The following is a 17296-nucleotide window of genomic DNA, read 5'->3' as shown; positions in this document are numbered from 1 at the left end:
ATAAATTTAACAAGACAAGCTTCTTGTTAAATTTTCTTTTTTAGAGCCATTATGCGATCATAAGAGGCTTTTATACGCTCCTTGCTTATCTTTTTTTCATTTACGCCGTCAATTATATGCTGCACAACGATCTCGGCAGTGCGTTGTTTTGAAATTTTAAATTCACTAAAAAGCAAGATATCGCCTCCTGCATTTATAAATTTAACTATCTTATCTTTAAGTGCGCCTTCTCCAACGCCTTTCATAAGCATGTCATCGCTTATAACAACACCCTTAAAGCCAAGCTGTTTGCGAAGTAGATCATTTATAACTTTTCTTGAAAAGGTGGCAGGCTGAGTTACATCTAAACCATCAACATACAAGTGTCCGACCATAACGATATCGGCTAAATTTTTATTTATAGCATCTTCATAAGGCAAAAGTGCAGCATTATCTAGCGTAACAACAGTCTTGTCTTTATGAGAGTCATGCGCAGAGCTGCCATGACCGGGAAAATGTTTTAAAGTTGTTAAAACTTTCTCTTTAGCAAATGCCTTTAAAAAAGAATTGGCATAAAAACTTACCTTTGTTGCATTTTGACTATAAGCACGCTCTTTTGCTCCAATTATCGGAGAATTTACATCATGTAGATCAAGAACGGGAGCAAAATTTAGATTAATACCAAGTTCTTTTAAATTTCTAGCCATCTTGACATACATCTCATAAGTCTGGTTAATATTAAGAGTTTGAGCCACTTCAAACGCACTCGGGTAGGTAAAACCAAGTGACTTTAAACGACTGATGTTGCCACCCTCTTCGTCAATGGCTATGAAAATTTTACCATTTTTTTCTTTTATGGCTTTTGTTAAAGCCTTTAAATTTTCTTTATCACTAACATTTCTAGCTAAAAGCATAACTCCGCCAAAGCGTCCGTAACCGGCATCGCTTAACATGGCTTTAACATTAGTATCTTTTAAATTTGAACCGTGAAAACCGACCATAACCATTTGCGTTGCCATAGCTCTAAGACTAACTTCATTTGCCCACAAATGCACGCTAAAAAGCGCAAATAACAAATATAAAAATTTCATACTTTATCTCAAATTTATCGTTTTTCTAAAAGAGATCGAACACTTTCGTAAACGTCTTTTCCATCAAGCATTTTAACTACTTCGCATGCGATAGGAGTGTAGATGTCATTTTCTTTAGCTATCTTTAAAATAGCCCTAGCCGTTTCTACGCCCTCAGCAACCTCTCCAAGCTCGTTTAAAATTTTCTCCAAGCTCTCATTTTTAGCCAGTCCGATACCTACACGGTAGTTTCTTGATAAAACGCTTGATGCTGTCAAGAAAAGATCTCCCGCTCCGCTAAGACCCAAGAATGTCTCGTCTTTTGCACCAAAAAATTTGCCAAATCTAGCCATCTCGACAAGACCTCTTGAGATAAGACTAGCGCGAGCATTATTGCCAAGTCCAAGTCCGTCACAAATTCCTCCTGCGATAGCGATCACGTTTTTATAAGCGCCACAAATTTCAGCACCTATAACATCATCTGAGGCATAAGCCTTTATGTAGCTAGGAAAAAATCCTGCAAATTCAAGAGCCAGGTTTTGATTAACCGAGCTTATCACAAGAGCGCATGGAAGCTTCTTTTCAACCTCTTTTGCAAAAGTAGGTCCGGATAGAAAAGCTAAATTTTCCTTTGGAACATATCGTTGATAAATTTCATTTAAAAAGCTTGAACTTTTGGTCTCGATGCCCTTACTGGCAACTAAAATTTTTTGACCATTGTATTTAAAATTTTGCTCAAGCCACTGCGCAATAGCTTGAGTTGGTATAGTAAAAACAAGATATTTGCATTCAAGCGCCTCTTTTAAGCTTACAAAATTTTTAATATCACGAGGCGTTCTAGAGCTTATGACACATTCATTTTTCTCACTAAGAGCGTGAAAAAGCGCACTTCCCCATTTACCGGCTCCAATAACTGCTATCTTCATAATCTCTCTTTTAATAAAATTTCAAACACCAAGCATAAACAAAAGGCGTATTTTAAAATAAGTAAAAATTTGACCCAAGACCAAAATAACTATTTATCATTAGCTCTCGTGATCAAATTTTTTAGAACAAGGGCGATACTATACCATTAAGCTAATTTTGACTTTAAAAGCTCGTTTACTTTGCCAGGGTTAAACGCACCCTTGCCCTCTTTCATGACCTGTCCGACAAAAAAGCCAAACATCTTTTCTTTTCCTGCTTTGTATTCGGCAACTTTATCGCCGTTAGCGCCTAAAATTCTGTCTATTATCTCAAGTATCGCACCGTCATCGCTAACTTGTTTTAAGCCTAGTTTTTCGATTATCTCATCTACTTTTTCGCTTGGGTTTTCCATTAGATAGTCAAGTACTTCTTTTCCCGCTTTGCCGCTTATAGTGCCGTCTTCTATGCGAGTTAAAAATTCTATCATTTTTGCACTATTTATGGGGCTGGTCTCGATAGTCACACCGTTTTTTAGACGTCCACTAAGCTCAACCAGTAACCAAGTTACACAAAGTTTTGGCGAAATTTTAGCTCCAACAAGCTCTTCAAAATACCTAGCCATCTCGATTGTGCTAACTAAATTTAGTGCATCATCTTCTTTTATGCCAAATTCACTTTGGTATCTTGCGACTTTCTCATCTGCTAGTTCAGGAATTTTAATAGCTTCATTATACATCTCATCGCTAACTTCTACAGGAAGCAAATCAGGGTCTGGGAAATAACGATACTCTGCGCTATCTTCTTTGCCTCGCATTGAGCGTGTAACTAAATTATTTGTATCAAAAAGACGTGTTTCTTGGTAAACCTCCTCGTCATATTTGCCATCTTCCCAAGCTATACTTTGGCGCTCTACTTCGTAATCAATCGCTTTTTGTATAAATTTAAAAGAGTTTAGGTTTTTGATCTCAACGCGCGTATAAAGTTTTGTATCGCCTTTTGGACGGATACTAACGTTTGCGTCACAACGAAACGAACCCTCTTGCATATTCGCATCGCTTATATTTAAAAATCTCAAAATAGAATGAAGCTTTTTAAGATATGCCACAGCCTCGTCCGAGCTTCTAAGATCAGGCTCGCTTACTATCTCAAGAAGAGGTGTTCCAGCACGATTTAGATCGACTAAACTTCTGCCGTCCTCATGAATGTTTTTACCTGCGTCTTCTTCAAGGTGCGCTCTTGTTATACCGATACGTTTTTTTTTACCATTAACATCTATAAACAGTTCTCCGCCTTCAACTATAGGAATTTCAAACTGCGAAATTTGATAAGCTTTTGGAAGATCTGGATAGAAATAGTTTTTTCTATTAAAGACAGATTTTTTATTTATGGTTGCATTGACCGCCGTGCCAAAACTTATAGCCTTTTTTACGGCTTCTTTATTTAAAACAGGTAATGCTCCTGGCAGAGCTAGACAAGTTGGGCAAACGTGAGTATTAGCCTCATCTCCAAAACTTGTTGAACAAGAGCAGAAAATTTTTGTTTTTGTATTTAATTGAGTATGAACTTCAAGTCCGATAACGACTTCAAACATAATAAACCTTTATTAGCGTAATTTATGCAAAAAAATTAGAGTGTATTGTATCAGTTATTTCTTTTAAAATATCTAAAAATCGAGTTTTTAAGGTAAAAAATTTAAGTAAAAAAGAAGAAAAGCCACAAAAAGTGGCTTAAAATTTTAATGCTCTTCTATAGCTACAGCGCCAGCTAAATAAACATAAGTTAGCATCATAAAGATAAAGGTTTGAAGCACAGCCATAAGCGTAAGTAACGCATAAGCCGGAAGCGGAGCAAACCAAGGAGCAAGAGTTAGCATAACCAATAAGAAAAGATCATCGCCTTTTATGTTACCGAAAAGACGGAAAGAAAGCGAAACAATACGTGATAAGTGTGAAATAATCTCAACCACAAACATAAGTGGAGCAAGCACCTTACTTGGTCCCATAAAATGTGCGAAGTATTTAAAGAAACCATTCTTTTTTATACCTTGATAGTTGTAATAAACAAAAACAACAAGAGCAAGAGTTAGAGTTAAATTTAGACTTGATGTCGGAGACTCAAAACCAGGAATTATACCGATAGCATTTGAGAAAAATACGATAAAACCGATAGTTGCAACAAGCGGAAGATATTTGCGAGCAAGTTCTTCACTACCTAGAGTATCTTTACCCATTGACACAACGCCCTCAATATAAGCCTCTACTATATTTTGAAGACCGCGTGGAACTAATTGCATTTTAGCTGTTGCAAGTTTAGCCACTAAAACTACAATGATAGCAACCAAACAAAAGTGAAAAGCATACACAAATGCATGGCTATGATAAATCAAATCCGAAAAAAGAAAAATATCTTTCATTCATCAACCTTATTGAAAATTTTTGTCGTGATTTTATCAAAAATATTGTTAAAAGTTTTTTAAGCTTTTAAATTTTTAGGCTATTTTTGGTCTTTTAGCTAAAATTTAATCGCATCAACCCATAAAATAACTATAAATGAGCTTTAAAATTGTAGCACCGACGACTATCAAAAACATCGTTCGTATAAATTTTACCTCTTTTTTTATAACCATATTTGACCCAATGTATGCACCTAAAATTTGTCCAATACCCATCAATACGCCAACTATCCAAAGCACATGTCCGCCGATGATAAATACACCTAAAGATACGATATTACTAACAAAATTTAAAACTTTTGTATGTGCAACGGCTCGTTTCATGTTTGCGCCTATTAAGACTACTATGGCAAATGTCCAAAACGACCCTGCTCCTGGTCCGAAAAATCCATCGTAAAAACCAAGTGCAAGACCAAAGGATATATAAAACGCGCGGATATTCATCCTTGCTTTTCTGTCCTCTTCGCCGACTTTTGGAGCAAAAAGAGTGTATATAAATATCGCGATCAGTAAAAACGGTATGATTACTTGCAAAAATTTAGCATCAAGCACCAAAATAAGAGCCGTGCCGATACATGCCCCTATAAAAGCAAAAACAATACCGATCCAAATTTCTTTATAATCAACCATGCCTTTTAAGCTAAAATTTAATGCGGCAGTAAAACTTCCGAAACTTCCTTGGAGTTTGTTTGTTGCAAGGGCGACATGAGGAGGAACACCCATCGCCATGATGGCCGGTAAGGTTATAAGACCTCCGCCACCTGCGATAGCATCAACAAAACCACCCAAAAATGCAGCGGCAAAAAATACACAATAAGCTATAAGATCAAACTCCATACTAACCTCATTTATGAAATAAAGAGTTTATTTTACAGTTTTTAATATAAAAATTTAATTGCAAAAGAAAAATTTAAGAAAAGAAAGAGAGTGAGTTCCGTTTAGGAACTCAAAAAAGCGCGTTATTTTATAACACCGCAGATCATTCTAGCACCACCACCGCCAAGAGGCTTTGGATGATCATGGTGGTTATCTCCGCCTACATGTATCATCAAGGAGTGACCTTTTAGCTCGCTTATGCTTTTAATTTTTGGTGCTAGCACAGGATATAGAGCGTTACCTTCAACATCAACTATCAAAACAGGTAGATCGCCTTTATGTCCTTTGTCATCCCATGCAAATGAGTGTTTCTTAGTGCCTTCCGGATCCCAATGTCCTCCGGCTTTCATGCCAAGACCTTTTTCGGTTGCACCGCAATCTGGATTTTCATGCACGTGAAAGCCATGAATTCCGCTTGCGATACCCTTTAAATTTGGGAAAAACGCTACGCCGTGACTAGTATCAATAGCAACAACTTCGCCTACGGCAACATTACCTTTTTCGCCAAGTTGCTCCATGTTGATAACAACGTGATCTTGAGATTTTGGGTCAAACACAACCTCGTTTGCAAACAAAGCCGTACAAGCCAAAGCGCCTGCTAAAAGTATCTTTTTCATCTACTCTCCTTTTTAATAAAGTAAGAAAATAGTAACTTAAATTTGTAAATAAAAATTATTAAAAAGATAAAATTATCGTATATTTGAAAAAATTTCGTTAAGCTCAGACTTTTGTCCTATACGATAAAGCGAAAAATCATACTTTATGGGGTCATTTTCATCAAAATCTATGAGTTTTTGCGTGATTTGCAAAACTGTTTGAAAGTCATAGCTCTTTCTTGTGCAAAGACCAAGCGCAAGAGAAATTCGATGCGTGTGCACATCAAGTGGCAGCAAAAGATCTTTTTTGTTTAAATTTTTAAATAGTCCTAGATCGATATCGCTATCTCTAACCATCCAGCGAAGATACATGTTATATCTTTTATAAGGAGAGCTTGGGGATTTATCAAACGGTTTTGAAAAGAAGAACTCATAACCTTGCGAACGATAAGAGTTTAGCGAGTAAATAAATTTAATAAATTCGTTTATAGCGTCTATCATTGCGTGATTTTTATCAAATCCTCGCCTAAAAATCTCCTCTATATCACCTTGCCTTTTAAGTCTTGAAAGAGTTATAAAAATTTGTTTTACATCTTCTGTGGTTTGAAAGCGGTATTTGTGATTTGTCAAATTTTTCTTTATATACTCTTCATTTTCATCAAGTAAACTAAAATCAAGAGAATTTAGAAATTTCACTATAAGCTTAGCGTTACCATAAGCAAAAAGAGCGCAGATAAGTGCGATATGAGGCTCTTTAAATTTTGTTGCTACTTGAAGTGGATCAGCGTAAGAGAAAAGCTCATCATCGCTGTTTTTACTAGCAACATGAGCATTAAGAACTTCTTTAATAGTCATTGTTTAAGCGACAACAAAGTATCAAGCATCTGATCTACAGTCGTAATAATCTTAGCTGCGGCACCGTAACTTGCTTGAAAGCGGATCAAATTTGTAAGCTCTTCGTTCGTATCAACTCCGCTTATAGACTGAAATTCACTCTCAGCCGTCTTTATAAGACTTGTGTTTGTTTCGTTTAGCAAGTTATTGCTTTCGGTGTCACTTGCGATATCCGTAGTCACATATCGGTAAAAACCCTCTATCGTCTCTTCTCTATCCATTGCAATACCGTTAGAGTAGAATGTAAGCTTGCTGTATTGGAGTTGAACCATGCCGTTAGCTACGGAGTTATTGCCCGTAACAGGTTTTGAGTAAGCTCTTATCTTGGTATGGTCTGTTTTAAATTCATCATTTATATCGATATTTTTCGCATTATCGCCTGTAAAAAATTTATTTACTCCAATCACTCCTGGGAAATTTGTCCCGTTATCGACAAAGGCGATACTATACGTGCCTTGTGCAAATTTTGGCGTAACCGCAAATAAACCTTTGTTTGAGTTTTTATCATACGCATAAGATGCAGAAAAGTAGTCATTAACATCGTTTGTCATGTTGTTGTCGTTATTATCGTCGGAATTTGAGTTAAAGTCGCTAACTATAGAGTTACCGTAAGTGGTGTCGTTCATAGTTGTCGTTCCGTCGATCTTTATCGTCTTTCTAGCTATCTCTTCGCCTTGATTATTATAAACAATAACATCAAAACTGCCCTGTCTTATGCCTTCATTATAATTCATAAGCGTCTTAGAATCTTCCAAAAAGCTAAATTCATCTGTTGCGGCAACTTCAACTGCCGACTGTGCATAAATATTATTTGTATTATCTATCAAAGTTTTAGCAAACGTATCAAGGTTATCGATGTATTTTTGAACCGTGCCGTCGGTAAATTTCATCCTTGAAGTATCGTAATTTCTTCCTCGAAGATCAAGAGCAGCGTCGACTTTACCGTTTTGTATATAGTTTTCCATCGGAATTCTTTTACCGTCTTCTCGCTCATAATAAATTTGTGAAAATCCGCCGTTTGCCGTCTCATCGATAGAGAGTGGGTGGAAATTTACACCGTCTATGATACTAACACCACCTATATTTAACGAGTAGTATCTGCCCTGATCGGTTATGCCGGTATTGATTTGTGAATTGCTAGAAAGATCGCTTTTGTAAGTTGAAACATTTACAAGTCTTGAGATGGCAAGCTCAAGCTCGTCGCGTTTATCTCTAAGATCGTTGGCGTTTATTTTTATGCCGGCATCTCTGCCACTTTCTACGCGCAAAATTTCTTTATTTATATTTGATATTTGCTTGGCAAGATCGTTTATCTCTTCGATATTTATCTTTATCATATCGTCGATCTCATATTGGATCTTATCTAGCGTCTTTGCCGCTTGATTTAAATTTGAAGATAAAACACTTGATAAATTTAGTAAATTTACCTTTTGTGAGCCTTCGTCTGGATTTGACGCAAAATCATTCCATGCACCAAAGTAGTTTTGTATATCTCTTACTATGCCTCTATCATCAAGGTCTGGAAAATTTTGTGCTATCTCTTGAAGAATTCTTTGTTTGTAGCCTGTGCTTTCTGAATTTGAAGAGGCGAGTTTTAGCCTTGAATAGGTAAATTCATCATGTATACGAGTTATGGTATCTACTTGTGTTCCCATGCCAACACCACCGGGAACAGTGTTCATAGCTGGTGCAGCCGACTGCACGACACGCTGTCTTGTGTAGTAGTTACTATCTGCGTTTGATATGTTATTTCCGGTTGTGCTTATCTGAAGCTGGGCAGCGTTTAGTCCTGAAATTCCTGTATTTAAAGACATAAATATATTTGCCATGACTAAACCCTTGTCTTATATAAATTATTTGAATTATTCGTAGAGCCGTATTCGTTTGAATTTTGACCAAAAATTTGTTTATTTAAAGAGTCGAAAAATTCTTTTACAACAACAACGTGTCTTGCGTATTCTTTATTTTTAACATGTAGCTCTTCAAGTTTTGAACGCATAAGGACGAGCTTAGACTTAACTTCATCGTCAAGTACGTTAGCAAGCGCGGTCGTGTTATTTTCTTTTGAAACTTTAACCAGCTCTTTATCTAAAGCCTTTTTTGTTGTTTCAAATTCACGAACCAAAGATAGCTTTTTCTTCACACTCTCATCAACAGTTGAGTGCTTTGCCTCTTTTATATTTTCTATGTCTTGCACTGTTGCCTTTATAAGCTCTTCAAGACTTGCTATCGCCTCGTCCAAATACCTCTTTAACATCTACTTCCTTTAACTTAAGCTATCGCGTCAGCTACAGCCTTTGCCGTTTTAGAAATATCTATCTCATAACTTCCGTCGGCGATAGCAGCTGCGATCTGAGCAACTTTGCTATTTTTATCTACGTTAGTAGTAGATAGCTCCTGCTCTTTTCTAGCTTCAGGCGTTTTAATGCCTGAATTTGCACCAAAGCCGATGTTTGTGCCTAATGAACTTATCATTTTGTATCCTTTTTTAGGTTTCTTACGCATTACATCGGCATAAATTTAAATTTCTTAAGAGTCTCTCTTTAAAAAATTAAATAAAAGCTCACTAAACCCAAGCCCACCGCTTAAAGCACGGCTCATTGTGTCATTATACATCGACTTATATATATCAGATCCAGCCTCTTTTGGAAACAAAGATTTCTCGTCTTCTTGCTCTTTTAATGCTATATCAAGAACAGCCTTTATCATAAAAGCCTCAAAAGCATCAGTTTGTTCTTTTAAGAGTTCATCATTTTTTCTATCTAAAATTTTTTGATCAACATTTATATTGTTGTATGAATTTAATGCCAAGGTATTATCAATTTGCATTATAAAACCTCCAAATCAACATGTATCGCGCCAACTCTTTTTAAATTTTCAAGTATCGCTATGATATCGCTAGGACTAGCGCCAAGTCTGTTTAATGCACGAGTTACATTAGCAACAGTTGTCTTTTCACCTGAAATTTTAAGCAGTCCTGCATTTGGTGAGATAGCTGTATCACTTTGTAAATTTACATCGGCCTCTTCGATATTTTCATAAGAATTTGGCTCAATCTTGATCGTGATATCTCCATGTGTAACAACAACTGGGTCTACAACGGCATTTATACCACTCACCACGGTTCCTGTTCGCTCGTCTATAACTATCTTCTCATCAGCCTTGTAGTCGATCTCAAGATCAAGAACACTACTTACTATCTCTATTATATTTGCATCTTGCGGTCTTCTAAGCAAGATCGTTCTAGGATCAAGCGCTATAGCTATATCATCTCCGATGTTTGCATTTATAGCGTTTTGTATATCAAGAGCGGTTTTAAAGTTTGTATTTTTTAGGCTTAAATTTATATTGTTTTGATTGTAAAAGTCATATGTTACCTCACGTTCCACAAGCGCACCGCCAAAAATACTTCCTGCAGTTAGGTGATTTGAGCTAGCTCCTGCTCTACCGGAGCTTTTGCCTCCAAGTGTCAGTGAGCCTTGCGCAAGTGCATATATATCACCGTCTACTCCTTTTAATGGAGTCATAAGAAGCGTTCCGCCCTGCAAGCTTTTTGCATCTCCGATAGAAGAAATAGTAACATCAAGCTTATCTCCGTGTCTTGCAAAAGCAGGAAGCTTTGCGGTAACGATAACGGCAGCGGTATTTTTTGATTTTATATCATCTGGGTTTATTTTTACATTGACTGTTTGAAGCATGTTTGAAAGCGACTGGATCGTAAATTCAGAGGTACTTCCATCGCCTGTTCCGCTTAGTCCTACAACCAAGCCATAACCTATAAGCTGGTTATCTCTAACGCCCACAACACTTGCTATATCTTTAACTTGCGCCGCAAAAGCCAAAGTGCTACAAGACAGACAAACAGCAAAAGTAAGTAATTTTTTCATTGCATTTCCTGCTTAAATTTTAGGATTTAAGCTAAGAAAAGCAAAAATTGTTCCACATTTAAGATAAATTATCCAAAATACGAAAGAGTTGTCGCTCCGAATTTTTTGGTTTTTAAAAGAGCAAAGTCACCGATATTTTCAGGAAATTTAAACGAACTAATATGCTCAAAAACTATCATGAAAATTTTATCTTTTTGAACTCTATTTATAAGAGTTAAGAGCTTATCGTAGATATCATCAAAACCGTCTCTAATATCAAAAGGCGGATCAAGATACAAAAGCACTGGACTTTTTTGCGAGGCAATGATATCCGGTAAAACCAAAAAGCTATCAGCATTTACTGCTTTTAAATTTATCTCATCGATACTTTGCATATTTTTTCTAGTAAGGGTAAAAGCCGCTTTATCTTTTTCTATAGCTACTGCCGATAAAGCGCCGTTGCTAAGAGCTTCACACGCCATAACTGCACTTCCACCAAAACCCTCGATAAAAACCTTATCTCGCAAGTCATTTCTAAGAGTATCAAAAAATGAACCTTTGACGATACTTTTCGTGCTTCTTGTTGTTTTTAAACTAGGAAGCTCAAGTTTTTTACCTTTAAATTTACCGCTTGAAATGGTTGTAAAAATTTTACTCAACTTCTTGACCTTATAAGCGAGATGACGTCTTTTTTAAACTCTTCTATCAAAGCCAAAACCTCTTTTTCCAAACTGTCTTTCTCCAAATTTTCTTGCACACTTGGTTTTATCTGGATCGCAGAGTAAAATTCCTCTAATAAATTTAATAGATTTTGCTTTGTAAAAGGCAAATTTATATGTGAGCCTATCAAAAAAAGAGGCTTTTGAGTTGCAATCTTTCTATCAGAAACAACAAAATCGCAATCTTTATGCTCGGCTATAAAATCCTTACAAAACATAAGAAGCGTCTTTTGAAGTAAAATGCATTCGCATTCAAATGAAATTTTCATATCCGTCCTTTTTGTGATTTTAACTAAATTTTTCAAAAAAACAGATAAACACTATAAAGGTTTTTTGTTTTTTCCCGATATAAATTGTAATCATGGATATTTCAAGGAGAGGATATGGAAATTTTTAAGGTAGCGGCAAACCAAGTCATGGACTCTACCGCTTCGATCTCGCAATCCAAACAAGAAACAAGGCAGGTAGAAGATACGCAAATTCAAGAGAATTTAGTAAACAAAGAGCCAAGTAAAAAGCTAAGTGAGGTTATCGAGGAAGAGATAGATAAGCTTAGCGAAGAAGATCTTGTAAAAAAGACAAAAGAGAGCACGGAGAAGTTAAATTTCCAAATGGAACAGCTTGACGCCAAAGTCAGGTTTGAATACAATGATAAACTAAACATGATGGTAGTTCAGGTAAAAGACGCTAAAACAGGCGAAGATATAGCGCAAATACCAAGCAAACAAGCCATTAAAATAAGTGAATATTTTAAAGAGAGCATTGGTATGCTTTTTGACAAGGAGAGTTAAAAAATGGCAGTAGGAAGCGTAACAAATTTAGGTTTTGGAACAACAGACGGCATACTTAATAGCGAACTTATAGATAAGCTAAAAGCCGCCGACGAAGCCGCACAGATAGACCCGCTAACAAAACAAATAGAAACAAACCAAACAAGAAAAAGCGACCTTTCGGCTATTAGAACGTTAGTTAGCAACGTAAACGTTAGTGCAAAAGCTCTAACAAACGAAACACTTTATCTGCAACGCTCTGTTAGTTCAAGCGGAACAAGTGCTAGCATAACTGCAAGTGCGGGCGTAAGCATACAAAATTTCACCCTTGACGTGCAACAAGTAGCACAAAAAGATACTTATCAAAGTAACAGAATTTACAGTGCTACAAGTTTAGCCGGAGCAACTGCAAACGGCTCTTTTGATATAGAAATCGGCAATGACAAATTTTCAATATCAGTAAAAGAGTCAAGCACATATCAAGATATTATAGACAAGATAAATGAAGTAAGTGGCGGCAAGCTAGAAGCTCGTATTATAAACGTCGGTGGCTCTACAAATCCATATCAAATTTTACTACAATCCGCAGACACAGGAGCATCTCAGGAGATTAAAATTTCAAACGACACTTCAGGTGTTTTAAAAGCTCTTGGATGGGATAATGAAGAATATGCCGTAACAAACGAAGACGGAAGTGCTGTTTTAAATGATGACGGCACGCCAAAAATGACTTCAGATTTAGAGAAAAACAGACTTTTAAAGGCGCAAGACGCTATCTTTACCTATAATGGCGTGAGCGTCACTAGAAATACAAACAGCTTTGACGACCTTCGCCCTGGTGTAACGATAACGCTTAATGATACAGGCAGATCTACTTTTAATATCTCGCAAGATACCACGCAAATCGTAGAGGCATTGACAGAATTTTTAAACGACTACAACCTAATGGCGGAAAACCTAGCCATAGCGACAAGCTATGATGAAGATACCGATTCTACAGGCTCTTTCCAAGGCACAAGTGAAGTAACCGGCATAAGATCAAGTATAAGTCGTCTTTTAATGTCTCAAGATAAAAATGGTCTAGATATAAATCGGCTCGGCGTTAGCATGAACGAAGACGGACAGCTTGAATTTAACCAAACAAGCTTGCTTTCAGCGCTAAATTCAAATCCAAACGCAGTCAAAGAATTCTTTATGGGAAGCACTACTCAGCAAACCATAACATATACCGGAAATTCAAGCATCAGTGCAAGTAAGCTTGAAGTCAAGGTAGGAGATATCAACATAAATGGCACAGCCATATCATTTAGTACTGACGAAAATGCAACCGCAAAACAAAATGCAACCGCTCTAATGGAAGCCATAAATAACGCCGGCATAAGTGGTCTTACAGCCAGTCTTGATCCAAGCGAAGAAAGGATCGTTCTAAAAAGAAATGACGGCTCTGAAATAAGCATAGGCGGAGATAGCGATGTCTTAGCTAAACTTGGCATGAGCGCAACGACAATAAATCCTAGCAGCATAACAACAAGCGGTTTGTTTACAAATTTAACAGATAGGATCCAAACTTTTATCGGAACTAACGGCTCATTAACCACGCTTGCAACAAGACTTCAAAACGAAGGCAAGTCGCTAACTGATGAAAAAACAAGAACACAAGAGAGTTTGGACTCAAAATACTCTATAATGGAAGAGAGATTTTTACAGTATAACAAGATCCTAGCAGAGCTTGAAAATCAACTCTCTACGATCAAAAACATGATCGAAGCAGAACTTAATAAAAACAAGTAAGAGAAGAACATGAATAACTCAGCAGCATATAACGCATACGCACAGTCAAGCTTTGGAGGCATAGAGTCTCCGACTAAGCTTATAGAGATGCTTTATGACGGAATTTTAAAATTTATATTTCGCACCAAAAAAGCCATAGAAGTCGGCGACGTAGAAAAAAAGGTATATTATATAAATAGAGCTAATGCAATATTTGTTGAATTGTTAAATTCGCTTGACTACTCACAAGGAGAGGTTGCACACTACCTTAGCGGACTATACGCGAGACAGATACAACTTCTAGCCATAGCAAATATCAATAACGATATAAATGCACTAAACGAAGTAACAAATGTCGTAAAACAGCTATCTGAAGCTTGGCGAGAGGTAACAGCGTAATGAACGAGTGGATAAACCAGTATAAATCAGCTCTAGTAAACCAAGACGCATCAAAACTAGAGAAGTTATCTCAAAAATTTAATGAGCAAAATTTTAAAAATTTAAGTGAACTACAAGAGGTTGAAGCACTTATCTTACAAGCAAAAGAAATTTTTAACAAAAAAGCCGTTCATATCAAAAATGAGATCTCAAAACTAAAAAATGCACAAAAATACATAAGCGATAGATAGAGGCACGGTGATAAGCCGAGTTCTGTCTTGAGCGATCATTTATCTCATCTTGCATTTACATACAAGCTCTAGCGAAGGGTTTTATCATAAGACCAAAACCACCCCTTCTTGCTGCGAGTTGGGTTTATATGGCTACGCAAGTTGCCAAGCGTACCGGTGGGCTCTTACTCCGCCGTTTCACCTTTACCGCTTTCGCGGAAGTCTGCTCTCTGTTACACTTTCCCTTAGGTTACCCTAGCCATCCGTTAGATGGAACTCTGTCTTATTGCAGCTCGGACTTTCCTCTTTTACAAGCGATCGCTTACCGTGCCAAGCGAAATTATAACCAAAAGGCTTTAAAAAATTATTATTTGGTTTTGTCATTTGCAAATTTATGCTAAAAGTTAAGCGCAAACTGTTTTGACTGACAGTTAAATTTTATAACATAAATATAAATTTTATCTTGACGCAAAATACGATCGATAAATTTATACTCTAAAACCAGCGCTCTACTTATGTAGCCAACAAGAGTTAAAGCATGATTTTAATGTTGATAAATTTAAAACACTAGATAAAAGCCAGCAATAAGGCTTGGCAAATTTTATAAACATATATCTACAGCAACCTTTTAAGATGGATCGCGTATGGTTGACATAAATTTAGCAGGCATGAATAAAAAAATAAACGATAAAGTATCGTGAGATAGCTTTAAATGCTCCGCTTTGCTACACTCATGACAAAAAGCAGAAATGCAAAAATTTTTACATCAAGACTAGGCAAGTAGCCTGTTACAGAGCAAAAAATTCAAACTCATTTTTTACAGAGTCTGAAAAACAAGAAAAATACTCACAAAACAAGCCATTATCACTCAAAGATATTTTTATGAAGAATTTCTTCTAACACCACTGTCGCATACGACCCTTTTTGCAAAGTAAAATCTATCGTATAGTGCGCCTTCTCTTCATTATATCTATGGCTTACATTTTCTAAATAACTCCACGCAAAGCGCCTTGATCCGCTCATTTTGTTTTCAAATTCCATCGCTTCGCCAAAGATTTCATCTTCGATAGTTTTAGCCATGCCTTCGCTTTTATAGGCTTTTTGCCCGATTATCAGCCCGCAGCTTGTAATATCTCTTGCGTTAAACCTAACCGTCTCAGCCTCTAAATCCTCACACAAAAAGCACTTGCCAAATGGATAATGTCCTAAAACCTCACCCTTTATTAGCTTAAAAAATTGCTTTTGCTCTTTTAGACTTTTTAACTCATCCACGTTCATAAATTTATATATTTCAGCCAACTCCTTTAGACTAAAATCCTGCACAAACCTTGAAATTTCAACACGTTTGCTAAGCCAGCGGTTAAAAAGATCACTTTGAAAAGCTGAGATCAAAAAATCGCTCATCTTTGGATTTTTTAACTTCTTGCCCTCCAGTGTGCCGTGCTTTAGTAGCTCAAGCCCACCCGCCGCATTATCGCCAAATTTGCCAAAACGCTGATAGCCAAAGTAGTTCGCATAGCCCATTTTATCTATCGCATCTATCACTTGAGCAAGCTTAGACGCCTCGCTTGGCATAACTTTTTTAAGCCTTATGAAAAAACTATTGCCTTTTAAATGCCCAATTCTAAGCTTATTATTATGTGCGTTTGCGCTTAAAATTTTCATCTTTTCATGGCTAAAATTTGAGATTTTTTCCTCAAATTTACGTGGTAGGCTGATAAACTGCGTAGTCATTCCTTGTTTATCCTTTAGCCCCGCATAGCCAAATTCCCTGATTTTTACACCCGAAAAGTCGCTAAGCGCACGCAGGGCTTCTTGTGTCGTCATATCTTTTTTAGAGATTTCGATGACTAGATGTTCACCCTCGCCGCTAAAGTCATAAAGTGGAATTTCACGCACGACAAAATCATCTGAATTCTTGCTAAAATAGGCATTTATCGGCGTATGTGTAAGCGCATAAAGTGGCTTAAAAATGGTGTTCTCTTGCATTGTTTTTATATCTTCCTTTTGTTGTTTTTGCAAAAATCGTTATCTTAGTTCGGCTCTTTTTGGCTAGATTTTCTATCTTTTTGCGATTTTTAGCGGCAAATGCGAATAAAATTTCATACTCTTCCCCGCTTTTTAGCTCATTTTTGCTTAGCTTTTTGCTAAATTTCACGCCAAGCCCACTTGCTTTACAAAGCTTAGCTAGATCGGTGCCAAGCCCGTCTGAGATATCCATCGCGGCACTTAAAAACTTAGCCGAGCGATAAAAAAACCTATCTTTTAAAACAGGCTTTTTAAAGCGAGAATTCCTAGCCACGCTCCCGCCTCTTAGTAAGGCTTTTAGCCCCTTTAGGCTATCTCCAAGCTTACCCGTAAATGCAAGCAGATCGCCCGCTTTAGCGCCGCTTCGCAGCACTGCCCGAGGGTTTAACTCCGAGATAATCGTAACGCTTATGATGATCTTATCCGAGCTTATCGTATCGCCGCCGATTATCGTTACTCCAAACCCATCGCACGCTCTTTTAAAGCCGTCCCTTAAAAGCGAAATTTGCTCCATTTTTAGGCTCTTTGGGACACCAAGTCCGATAAGTGCGAACTTTGGCACGGCATTCATGACAACAGCGTCCGAGATATTTGCGATCATTGCTTTATAGGCTATTTCGTCAAGTTCTAGCCAACCACGTTTAAAATGCGAGCCCTCTACGAACAAATCCTTACTATACACCCATTTGCCGACCACAGCGCCGTCATCACCAAGATAGGAATTGGTAAATTTATCGATTATCGCTTGCTCTTTATTCATAC

Annotated in this window: 20 protein-coding genes and 1 other RNA gene; 4 read left to right on the top strand and 17 right to left on the bottom strand. The window is 37.0% G+C overall.

The genetic code is table 11. The features are described 5' to 3' along the window. Window positions 1-26 precede the first annotated feature (26 nt). The 14 genes from CCAL9328_RS04060 to CCAL9328_RS03995 form a co-directional block, all read right to left on the bottom strand. Window positions 27-1070, bottom strand: coding sequence for a glycoside hydrolase family 3 N-terminal domain-containing protein (locus tag CCAL9328_RS04060; protein ID WP_170000068.1), 1044 nt, complete (start codon window positions 1068-1070; stop codon window positions 27-29). 14 nt (window positions 1071-1084) lie between these two features. Next, window positions 1085-1975, bottom strand: a complete 891-nt coding sequence (locus CCAL9328_RS04055; protein ID WP_169971669.1) for an NAD(P)H-dependent glycerol-3-phosphate dehydrogenase — start codon at window positions 1973-1975, stop codon at window positions 1085-1087. Between the two features lie 146 nt (window positions 1976-2121). Then, window positions 2122-3546 (bottom strand): Asp-tRNA(Asn)/Glu-tRNA(Gln) amidotransferase subunit GatB, encoded by a 1425-nt coding sequence (gatB, locus tag CCAL9328_RS04050; protein WP_169971668.1) that lies wholly within the window; start codon window positions 3544-3546, stop codon window positions 2122-2124. 144 nt (window positions 3547-3690) lie between these two features. After that, window positions 3691-4368, bottom strand: a complete 678-nt coding sequence (locus tag CCAL9328_RS04045) for a F0F1 ATP synthase subunit A (RefSeq protein WP_170000067.1) — start codon at window positions 4366-4368, stop codon at window positions 3691-3693. 114 nt (window positions 4369-4482) lie between these two features. Further along, a complete protein-coding gene (locus CCAL9328_RS04040) occupies window positions 4483-5244 on the bottom strand; it encodes a TSUP family transporter (RefSeq protein ID WP_169935735.1) in 762 nt (253 codons plus the stop codon). Between the two features lie 122 nt (window positions 5245-5366). Next, a complete protein-coding gene (locus tag CCAL9328_RS04035) occupies window positions 5367-5900 on the bottom strand; it encodes a superoxide dismutase family protein (protein ID WP_169935733.1) in 534 nt (177 codons plus the stop codon). A 72-nt stretch (window positions 5901-5972) separates the two neighbouring features. Beyond that, window positions 5973-6734 carry a TIGR02757 family protein gene (locus CCAL9328_RS04030; RefSeq protein ID WP_169935731.1) on the bottom strand — a complete coding sequence of 254 codons (762 nt, stop codon included), beginning with the start codon at window positions 6732-6734 and terminating at the stop codon, window positions 5973-5975. Beyond that, a complete protein-coding gene (flgK, locus tag CCAL9328_RS04025) occupies window positions 6731-8602 on the bottom strand; it encodes a flagellar hook-associated protein FlgK (protein ID WP_170000066.1) in 1872 nt (623 codons plus the stop codon). Before flgK ends, CCAL9328_RS04030 begins: the two co-directional genes overlap by 4 nt. 2 nt (window positions 8603-8604) lie before the next feature. Then, window positions 8605-9030, bottom strand: coding sequence for a flagellar export chaperone FlgN (locus CCAL9328_RS04020; RefSeq protein ID WP_169935727.1), 426 nt, complete (start codon window positions 9028-9030; stop codon window positions 8605-8607). A gap of 14 nt (window positions 9031-9044) precedes the next feature. Next, entirely contained in the window at window positions 9045-9248 is a 204-nt protein-coding gene (locus CCAL9328_RS04015) for a flagellar biosynthesis anti-sigma factor FlgM (RefSeq protein WP_169935725.1), read from the bottom strand. A gap of 54 nt (window positions 9249-9302) precedes the next feature. Further along, window positions 9303-9602, bottom strand: a complete 300-nt coding sequence (locus CCAL9328_RS04010; RefSeq protein WP_169971663.1) for a rod-binding protein — start codon at window positions 9600-9602, stop codon at window positions 9303-9305. Beyond that, complete coding sequence (locus tag CCAL9328_RS04005) at window positions 9602-10660, bottom strand: flagellar basal body P-ring protein FlgI (RefSeq protein WP_170000065.1); 1059 nt, start codon at window positions 10658-10660, stop codon at window positions 9602-9604. Before CCAL9328_RS04005 ends, CCAL9328_RS04010 begins: the two co-directional genes overlap by 1 nt. Window positions 10661-10728: 68 nt before the next feature. After that, window positions 10729-11298 (bottom strand): 16S rRNA (guanine(966)-N(2))-methyltransferase RsmD, encoded by a 570-nt coding sequence (gene rsmD, locus CCAL9328_RS04000; protein WP_170000064.1) that lies wholly within the window; start codon window positions 11296-11298, stop codon window positions 10729-10731. Beyond that, the gene (locus CCAL9328_RS03995) at window positions 11295-11627 is read right to left on the bottom strand and encodes an ornithine carbamoyltransferase (protein WP_170000063.1); all 333 of its coding nucleotides are present in this window, start codon (window positions 11625-11627) and stop codon (window positions 11295-11297) included. The genes rsmD and CCAL9328_RS03995 overlap by 4 nt, the downstream gene beginning before the upstream one ends. A 114-nt stretch (window positions 11628-11741) precedes the next feature. Between CCAL9328_RS03995 and flaG the strand changes: the two genes are divergently transcribed. Genes flaG through CCAL9328_RS03975 form a run of 4 tightly spaced genes read left to right on the top strand, consistent with a single transcriptional unit; the run spans window position 11742 to window position 14527 of the window. Next, window positions 11742-12149: a flagella length regulator FlaG gene (gene flaG, locus CCAL9328_RS03990; RefSeq protein WP_169935715.1), complete on the top strand. Its 408-nt coding sequence runs from the start codon at window positions 11742-11744 to the stop codon at window positions 12147-12149. 3 nt (window positions 12150-12152) lie between these two features. After that, window positions 12153-13919, top strand: coding sequence for a flagellar filament capping protein FliD (gene fliD / locus CCAL9328_RS03985; RefSeq protein ID WP_170000062.1), 1767 nt, complete (start codon window positions 12153-12155; stop codon window positions 13917-13919). Between the two features lie 9 nt (window positions 13920-13928). Next, the gene (fliS, locus tag CCAL9328_RS03980) at window positions 13929-14297 is read left to right on the top strand and encodes a flagellar export chaperone FliS (RefSeq protein WP_169935711.1); all 369 of its coding nucleotides are present in this window, start codon (window positions 13929-13931) and stop codon (window positions 14295-14297) included. Next, on the top strand, window positions 14297-14527 hold the full coding sequence (locus tag CCAL9328_RS03975) for a hypothetical protein (RefSeq protein ID WP_169935709.1): 231 nt from the start codon (window positions 14297-14299) through the stop codon (window positions 14525-14527). The genes fliS and CCAL9328_RS03975 overlap by 1 nt, the downstream gene beginning before the upstream one ends. Here the strand turns inward: CCAL9328_RS03975 and rnpB are convergent. The 3 genes from rnpB to CCAL9328_RS03960 all read right to left on the bottom strand — a co-directional run bounded on the left by rnpB (window position 14523) and on the right by CCAL9328_RS03960 (window position 17294). Continuing rightward, window positions 14523-14840, bottom strand: an RNA gene (gene rnpB, locus CCAL9328_RS03970) — RNase P RNA component class A. The two genes, CCAL9328_RS03975 and rnpB, sit on opposite strands and share 5 nt — an antisense overlap. A 530-nt stretch (window positions 14841-15370) precedes the next feature. Beyond that, window positions 15371-16495 (bottom strand): tRNA pseudouridine(13) synthase TruD, encoded by a 1125-nt coding sequence (gene truD, locus CCAL9328_RS03965; protein ID WP_170000061.1) that lies wholly within the window; start codon window positions 16493-16495, stop codon window positions 15371-15373. Further along, window positions 16473-17294, bottom strand: coding sequence for a thiamine-phosphate kinase (locus CCAL9328_RS03960; protein WP_170000060.1), 822 nt, complete (start codon window positions 17292-17294; stop codon window positions 16473-16475). The genes truD and CCAL9328_RS03960 overlap by 23 nt, the downstream gene beginning before the upstream one ends. Between the last annotated feature and the right edge of the window lie 2 nt (window positions 17295-17296).

The organism is Campylobacter sp. RM9328 (assembly GCF_012978615.1).
The sequence above is the reverse complement of the archived record's forward strand: the minus strand, read 5'-3'. Positions and strand labels throughout refer to the sequence as shown.

Excerpts from the sequence above, each read along its gene's own strand:
- fliD (WP_170000062.1), top strand. The coding sequence starts at position 12,153 with ATGGCAGTAGGAAGCGTAACAAATTTAGGTTTTGGAACAACAGACGGC.
- CCAL9328_RS04035 (WP_169935733.1), bottom strand. The coding sequence starts at position 5,900 with ATGAAAAAGATACTTTTAGCAGGCGCTTTGGCTTGTACGGCTTTGTTT.
- CCAL9328_RS04060 (WP_170000068.1), bottom strand. The coding sequence starts at position 1,070 with ATGAAATTTTTATATTTGTTATTTGCGCTTTTTAGCGTGCATTTGTGG.
- CCAL9328_RS03975 (WP_169935709.1), top strand. The coding sequence starts at position 14,297 with ATGAACGAGTGGATAAACCAGTATAAATCAGCTCTAGTAAACCAAGAC.
- truD (WP_170000061.1), bottom strand. The coding sequence starts at position 16,495 with ATGCAAGAGAACACCATTTTTAAGCCACTTTATGCGCTTACACATACG.
- CCAL9328_RS04005 (WP_170000065.1), bottom strand. The coding sequence starts at position 10,660 with ATGAAAAAATTACTTACTTTTGCTGTTTGTCTGTCTTGTAGCACTTTG.
- flgK (WP_170000066.1), bottom strand. The coding sequence starts at position 8,602 with ATGGCAAATATATTTATGTCTTTAAATACAGGAATTTCAGGACTAAAC.
- CCAL9328_RS04015 (WP_169935725.1), bottom strand. The coding sequence starts at position 9,248 with ATGATAAGTTCATTAGGCACAAACATCGGCTTTGGTGCAAATTCAGGC.
- CCAL9328_RS04030 (WP_169935731.1), bottom strand. The coding sequence starts at position 6,734 with ATGACTATTAAAGAAGTTCTTAATGCTCATGTTGCTAGTAAAAACAGC.
- CCAL9328_RS04020 (WP_169935727.1), bottom strand. The coding sequence starts at position 9,030 with ATGTTAAAGAGGTATTTGGACGAGGCGATAGCAAGTCTTGAAGAGCTT.
- CCAL9328_RS04045 (WP_170000067.1), bottom strand. The coding sequence starts at position 4,368 with ATGAAAGATATTTTTCTTTTTTCGGATTTGATTTATCATAGCCATGCA.
- gatB (WP_169971668.1), bottom strand. The coding sequence starts at position 3,546 with ATGTTTGAAGTCGTTATCGGACTTGAAGTTCATACTCAATTAAATACA.
- CCAL9328_RS04055 (WP_169971669.1), bottom strand. The coding sequence starts at position 1,975 with ATGAAGATAGCAGTTATTGGAGCCGGTAAATGGGGAAGTGCGCTTTTT.
- CCAL9328_RS04040 (WP_169935735.1), bottom strand. The coding sequence starts at position 5,244 with ATGGAGTTTGATCTTATAGCTTATTGTGTATTTTTTGCCGCTGCATTT.
- CCAL9328_RS04010 (WP_169971663.1), bottom strand. The coding sequence starts at position 9,602 with ATGCAAATTGATAATACCTTGGCATTAAATTCATACAACAATATAAAT.
- fliS (WP_169935711.1), top strand. The coding sequence starts at position 13,929 with ATGAATAACTCAGCAGCATATAACGCATACGCACAGTCAAGCTTTGGA.
- CCAL9328_RS03995 (WP_170000063.1), bottom strand. The coding sequence starts at position 11,627 with ATGAAAATTTCATTTGAATGCGAATGCATTTTACTTCAAAAGACGCTT.
- flaG (WP_169935715.1), top strand. The coding sequence starts at position 11,742 with ATGGAAATTTTTAAGGTAGCGGCAAACCAAGTCATGGACTCTACCGCT.
- CCAL9328_RS03960 (WP_170000060.1), bottom strand. The coding sequence starts at position 17,294 with ATGAATAAAGAGCAAGCGATAATCGATAAATTTACCAATTCCTATCTT.